The organism is Mesorhizobium sp. M6A.T.Ce.TU.002.03.1.1 (assembly GCF_003997275.1).
Lineage (GTDB): Bacteria > Pseudomonadota > Alphaproteobacteria > Rhizobiales > Rhizobiaceae > Mesorhizobium > Mesorhizobium mediterraneum.
Genome location: NZ_RZTI01000031.1, coordinates 48,074 through 54,073, shown reverse-complemented (window position 1 = coordinate 54,073; position 6,000 = coordinate 48,074). Strand labels below are relative to the sequence as shown.

8 protein-coding genes are annotated in these 6,000 nt (G+C 58.1%); 2 read left to right on the top strand and 6 right to left on the bottom strand.

The genetic code is table 11. The features are described from left to right. The coding region (locus EOC93_RS12615; protein ID WP_164759123.1) for a sigma 54-interacting transcriptional regulator at positions 1-637 on the top strand (637 nt) is incomplete at its 5' end. Positions 638-1,102: 465 nt separating this feature from the next. Further along, positions 1,103-1,669, top strand: coding sequence for a sugar O-acetyltransferase (locus EOC93_RS12610; RefSeq protein WP_127204752.1), 567 nt, complete (start codon positions 1,103-1,105; stop codon positions 1,667-1,669). Positions 1,670-1,976: 307 nt separating this feature from the next. Here EOC93_RS12610 and EOC93_RS12605 read toward each other — a convergent pair whose 3' ends face one another. The 6 genes from EOC93_RS12605 to EOC93_RS35555 form a co-directional block, all read right to left on the bottom strand. Next, positions 1,977-2,870, bottom strand: a complete 894-nt coding sequence (locus EOC93_RS12605) for an SIR2 family protein (RefSeq protein WP_127204751.1) — start codon at positions 2,868-2,870, stop codon at positions 1,977-1,979. Between the two features lie 34 nt (positions 2,871-2,904). Beyond that, the gene (gene nifT, locus EOC93_RS12600) at positions 2,905-3,117 is read right to left on the bottom strand and encodes a putative nitrogen fixation protein NifT (protein WP_024505230.1); all 213 of its coding nucleotides are present in this window, start codon (positions 3,115-3,117) and stop codon (positions 2,905-2,907) included. Beyond that, positions 3,114-3,434 (bottom strand): nitrogen fixation protein NifZ, encoded by a 321-nt coding sequence (locus EOC93_RS12595; RefSeq protein WP_024505231.1) that lies wholly within the window; start codon positions 3,432-3,434, stop codon positions 3,114-3,116. Before EOC93_RS12595 ends, nifT begins: the two co-directional genes overlap by 4 nt. A gap of 85 nt (positions 3,435-3,519) precedes the next feature. Further along, positions 3,520-3,714, bottom strand: a complete 195-nt coding sequence (locus EOC93_RS12590) for a 4Fe-4S dicluster domain-containing protein (RefSeq protein ID WP_126104969.1) — start codon at positions 3,712-3,714, stop codon at positions 3,520-3,522. A 29-nt stretch (positions 3,715-3,743) separates the two neighbouring features. Next, the gene (nifB, locus tag EOC93_RS12585; protein ID WP_127204750.1) at positions 3,744-5,225 is read right to left on the bottom strand and encodes a nitrogenase cofactor biosynthesis protein NifB; all 1,482 of its coding nucleotides are present in this window, start codon (positions 5,223-5,225) and stop codon (positions 3,744-3,746) included. A gap of 273 nt (positions 5,226-5,498) precedes the next feature. Then, positions 5,499-5,570 carry a helix-turn-helix domain-containing protein gene (locus EOC93_RS35555; RefSeq protein ID WP_348627600.1) on the bottom strand — a complete coding sequence of 24 codons (72 nt, stop codon included), beginning with the start codon at positions 5,568-5,570 and terminating at the stop codon, positions 5,499-5,501. Positions 5,571-6,000 lie beyond the last annotated feature (430 nt).

The following is a 6,000-nucleotide window of genomic DNA, read 5'->3' as shown; positions in this document are numbered from 1 at the left end:
CCACACCATTAAAGTTGATGTTCGCGTGATTGCCGCAACGAACAGGGACTTGGAAACGGCAGTTCAACGCAAGGAGTTCCGGCAAGACCTCTATTATCGCATCAACGTCGTCACTTTACGCGTGCCGGCATTGCGCGAAAGGCGAGGTGATATTCCGCTCTTGGCCGCTCAGTTTCTCAAGAATTTCAATACTGAGAATGATCACACGCTGACCTTCGCTCCCGAAGCGATTGAGGTGCTAATGAACTGCGAATTTCCAGGTAACATCCGAGAGCTCGAAAACTGCGTTCAACGGACGGCAGTTCTGGCGACGGGTCCATCAATCCTCAGAACTGACTTTGCCTGTTACGCGGATCAGTGCTTGGCCGCGGCGCTGTGGAAGAACGGACCGCCGACGTCAGAGAAGTCGACTACGATCGAGCCTTCCGCCGCCTGTGCCGCCCCGCCCGTCGGCGACGGGCAAGCGCCGATAGGCCCTGCCACGACTCGTGGTAGGGTGCCCGATGCCGATACGGTCATTGCTGCCATGGAAAAGTGTGGCTGGGTGCAGGCAAAGGCGGCGCGCCTGCTCGGTTTGACCCCGCGCCAGATCGGCTACGTGCTGAGAAAACGCGGTATCGAGATCAAGCGTCTCTGAAACAACCCGCCGAGCAAGAGCTGGAGCAGGTCAAGCATTGGTGCTCTGGCGCCGAGCCCATCGGCCAGGCTTACGAAGTGGGTGTGAACAGCGCTGCCAAGATTCCGGCCGTGTGCTTTCTACCACCAGTCGTACTGGGGCTCTGCGACTGACAAACTAAAAAGGAGTAATCCTCTGGCGGGACCTGGTCGATACATTAGCTGATGGCTTACCGCTCGATATCACGCAATCTGAGATGGGCATGAAAGTGAGTTCGACCGCTGGACAGTTGCCGACTTCGTCAGGTATTGGCCCCTGCGACCGGTTGATCTCCGATATCCAAATTCTTGGAAGTTGGTCGAGACGAAACTGTCGCCCCGGCTCGTGACCGACCGCGCGCCCGGCAAGACCGAGTTACAAAGTTGCCGAGGCCAGTTTGATGTGCGTTCCTGCATCACTGCACGGGACACGACCTGACGGGAGACTATGATGCGTAGCCAAAAAGAAAAGATGCTCGCAGGCGAGTTTTACAATGCGGCGGATCCGGAGATCCAAGCTGACCTGTTGGCCACCGGGGCTTGGCTCAAGCGGTACAATGATACGCTGGGGCAGACCACGGGGCATTGGCATGAGCTTTTGTCCGAGCGGCTGGGAGAGGTTGGGCGCGGAACGGTCATCCGTCCGCCCTTTTTTTGCGACTACGGATTCAATATCCGCATTGGAGCCAATTCCTACATCAACTTCAACTGCGTTATTCTTGACGTGGTAGAGGTCAAAATCGGGCAAGGAACGGCAATTGGGCCTGCTGTGCAGATTTATACCGCCGATCATCCACATGATGCCGAGCAGCGGCAGGCCGGCCTGCAGGTCGGGCGTCCTGTTCGCATTGGCAGCCGTGTCTGGATCGGCGGTGGAGCAATCATTCTGCCTGGCGTCACGATTGGTGATAATGCAGTGGTAGGCGCTGGCTGCGTGGTCACACGAGATGTTCCCGCCGGGGCAAAGGTAGTGGGAATTCCTGCTCGCGTGGCCGACCCACATAAACAGGCATAATCAACCTCGTTGACCCTGGAGGTGCATGCGAACTGTCGAAACTGTGCCGAATTTTTGTCGAAGCCATTGAGCGCTGCATATGTTGTCGCGACTCGGGCGCTTCAGTTCTTTTGCCACGGGGGTCACAAGATCATGTGCGTAATGCCGCCGCAACGTGCTCACGTCCCGCAGCAGCGGACCCTTTCACATGGCCCAACGAATTCAGAGCCTCCGTTGTGCTGCCACTAGCATTACTGCTCACGAATGTATTCCCAACTGAGTTTTCGCCCTTGGAGGCAAGCAGCGACTCACCAGCAATCGCCGGCCATTAATCCTGGCTAGCATCGACCCCGACGAGGCGAGTCGCGGCGTTGCGGATCGGCATGTCGATGACCGTGATTGCGCCTTCGGCAAGGAAACGACGTTCGTTTCTGGTCAGCGTAGCCGAATCGATCACCGCAAAATGTGGGCCAGTGGAGCGCTTCATCAGCTGTCTGGCATATGTGCGCAGCATCTGATCGTTGAAGCGGCAGCCCACGAAGAAAAAACCCCGGTTGACGCGCCGTTGCTTCACCGCGTCCGGGATCGGCGTCTGGATATCAATTTCGGTTAGGACTTCGACGTAATCGGAATCAGCCACGAGGAAGTTTGCGGCCGGCCTGACGCTGCCGTGCGGCGCATAGAGCACCGTCCTAGCCACTTGTTCGGCCTCGAGTTCTGTTCCTGACAAATCGTAAGTTCTCGTCCAGATGTTACCGATTCCGGTCGCGCGCGTCGCTCCTTGTATCTCGACAACGTCTGTTTGGCCGGCCTCTGCAAGGGCTGCTCGCATGGCGCCATCGTACCAGCTGTCGATGATGACAGACAGTTGAAGGGTTGCGAGCCAGGCGTGAAGAACGGTCGGCTCGGCGGGGGCTGCGAATATCTCCGCCATCCACGTTTGGAGAGTCCGACGATGTCGGCGCTGCTCGATAAACTGCGCGACCGACCACATATTGGTGCGAATCCTGGAAGGGGCAGGCGCCCGCTTGTTGAGCGCCGCGGCGACATCTTCAGGGGTGCAAGGTACAGGTGATTCCAGTGCGTTAAGCTGCAGAAGACCAGGACCGAGATAGGGGATCACTCGATCGGCCTTGAGAGCGCCGTTCAGCAGGTCAATCAGCTTTTTGGCAAAACTGCCCCGGACGACGACGAGATGGTCCCAGCTCAGCATCGTGTTCATACGCGTTTCCTCTCCGCCATTGAACCCACCGGCATCAGGCCCCGTCGGAAATCTTCATCGCCTCGACGGTGATCGGCAAACGCGTATCGCGCGGAAGGTCGGGCAGCATGAGCCGCCAACCGTTCCTGAGCGTCACGGTCCCGCCCCATAAGTCAGCGTTCTCAATCTCGGTGATCGGCTCTTCGAGATCCTTCTTGGGAACATAAGCCGACAAGCCAGTAGCGGTCCTGCGAATCATTACTTTCATCCGGCTGTTCCTCCGTTGGAAATGCCTTCAGCTCCGCAGGGAACCTCGACTTTGTCGAGGCTAATGAGTTCGCGCGCTCGCATGCCGACGACCGTGCCACGATCGATCCATTCGACTGCATAGATGAAGAATTGCTGGAGAAAGGTTCCAATGTCGCGCACGTAGCCTTCGTCGCCCTTCCGCACGAGGTTTTCGCCGATCTCCTTGCCGGGATAGGTGCCGTCGTTTTTTATGTGGCGTATCGCACGGACCCGCTCACCCTGCATGAACCGTGGCGGTCTGCCGATTTCGACCTCCTGTTCGCGTCTGGACCACATGCTGTCCATTCCTTTCTCGAGGCTTTTGGTGTCGTCGCGGGTTGCAGGCGTCCTCGTGCGGCGAACCCGACCGTTTCGGTAGGAATCAAGCGGGAACGCAGGTTTTCGGTACCGGACAGACCGACACGCATTGCTGCGTATCGAAGGCCTCCTTGCATTCGGTGCACTTGATTGGATCGATCACATAGGCGTCGCCCTTGAACTTGATCGCTTCCGAGGGACATTCGAACTCGCAGGCCCCGCATTGGGTACATTGGGATGCGATGATCTTGAAAGCCATTCTAACTCCTGGTTATCGGACGAGACGGCTCAGGCCGTCGCCGCTAGTGGTCTGATCCCAAACTCTGCCGCGTAAAGTGCGCTGACTGCGGTCTCGATGTAGTCATGGCCATAGGCGTCGGTTACGCGCAGTCCAGCTCGCGAGAGTTGTTCCTTCGGGCGATTTCCGATCTTGGCGCATAGCACTATGTGTATGCCTTCGAGCGCAGCGATGACGCCCTCGAGGATGGCGTCTTCGCCCCCGCCTCCGAGGCAATACCGCTCGACCTTCCGATGCCCGACCAAGCTGATCCCTCTAGGCGAGACTTCATAAACCTGGAATTCCTTCGCGTGGCCGAAGTGTTCGTTGACCCGTCCACCTCCCTTAGTGGCCACCGCAACCAGAAGCGACTTTTCGGAGTCTGTTGCCTTGACCATACCGATGGCTTCGCTCCTCGCCGCCTCATGATCACGGCGCTCGTGTGCGACCACCTGCCGATAGGCCTGACGCTTGCCAGCCTCGTAGGTGACACCGTCGGGAATACCGTCCAGCGTGAATTCCTGGCCACGATCTTCACCGAGCAGGCCGACAGCATCTGCCCGGCACTGCCGGCAGTGGCGCATCAACTTGGCGCCACCTTCAAGTCGATCCTGAAGGGCCATCATCTCCATTGCCGTTGGGCCGCGCTGCCCGATGAGTCCGTAGTGTGTGCCGTGCGCCGGGTCCGAAATCAGAGGCATCACGTTGTGCAGGAACGCGCCCCGCTCCTTGACCATTTTGTTCACCTCAAACAGGTGCTGGTCGTTCACTCCAGGAATCATCACCGAGTTGATTTTGGTGAGGATGCCGCGCGCGCTCAGCATTTCCAGGCCCAACATCTGCCGCGCGTGCAAGATTCGAGCGGCTTCGATGCCGAAGTAGCGGCGATTTTCATAAAAGATCCAAGGATAAATCTTTGCGCCGACTTCCGGGTCGACCATGTTGATGGTGATCGTCACGTGATCAACATTCATTTCGGCAAGCTCGGCGACATGGTCCGGCAGCACGAGCCCGTTGGTGGAGACGCACAGCTTTATGTCGGGGATTTCCCTGATGACGCGGTCGAACGTTGCCTTCGTTTTCTCCCAGTCGTAACAGGCATCCCCCGGCCCAGCGATGCCAAGAACCGAAAGCTGCGGAACTTTGTTGGCAACCGCGATGACCTTGCGTAGCGCTTGGTCGGGCGTCAGCTTCTCAGACACAACACCAGGCCGGCTCTCGTTGGCGCAATCGTATTTGCGATTGCAGTAGTTGCACTGGACATTGCAAGCCGGCGCGACCGCCACATGCATACGCGCGAAATAGTGATGCGCTTCCTCCGAAAAGCAGGGGTGATCCTTGATCTTGTCCCAAATAGCCGGATCCACATCGCCCGGGCTGGTCGGCGACGAGCCGTAGGAGGACGGTGCGCAGCCACCGGATTTCGCGTCTGCCAGAAAACCCTCGGATGTCGTGCTAGTCGGCCCCTCAATCGAAATTATCGGTGAGGACATCAAACGGCTCCGTTGCTGGTACGTCGCGGTTCAAGATGCAAGAGCCATACCAACTTAAAAAAGCGGCTTCAGTTCACTATTTGGGTCGATGTCGGGTTGTGTGAGGCCGGCGCGACACAATTTTGTCCTGCTTGCGACAGTGCAAGTCCAAATCCGTTCAGAAGCACAAAGCACTCCTTGTCGCGCAGAGGGCGCGCAAGACCACTGGCCTGACGATTGGCTCATCCAGGCTCTTAGAATTTCCTTCACCTCGATGCTATGCCGGCGTATCGCCTAGCCGACTTGTCGCGGCGTGAGGCCGAGAATTCGAGCCGCATTAGCCTGAACCCAGCCGGCCTTCTCCATTGTGTCGATCAGCCGGTCACGCTCCGTCCGCCGCGGACCCAGCGCCGGTCCGGCCGTATCGTTAGAATCGCAACCGGCTATCTCGTGTTCAGGGGCGCCGATGCGCCGAACCGGCATCGTGCTGGGCCGTGAGAGCTCGTCGATGACATTGCCACGTTCCGAAAGATTGGTTCCTTCCAGAGGAGAACGCGCAAGTGTGGCTGTTCTTTACACGCAGTTCTCCAGCTCGCGGACGTTGCCGGGGGAAATAGCATTGCGAGATCAGCTCAACTGCCGACGGCGTAAAGCCATGGTTCTCCATATTTCAAGGGTAAGCGCTGTGTCCTTCCAGGAGTGCCCGCGATCTGTGGGCCTGCCATTCTGAGGTGGATCGGAGATCGGATTGTGTCTGAACTTGAACTTACGATTGACCCTGAGCGGCAGCCTCGGC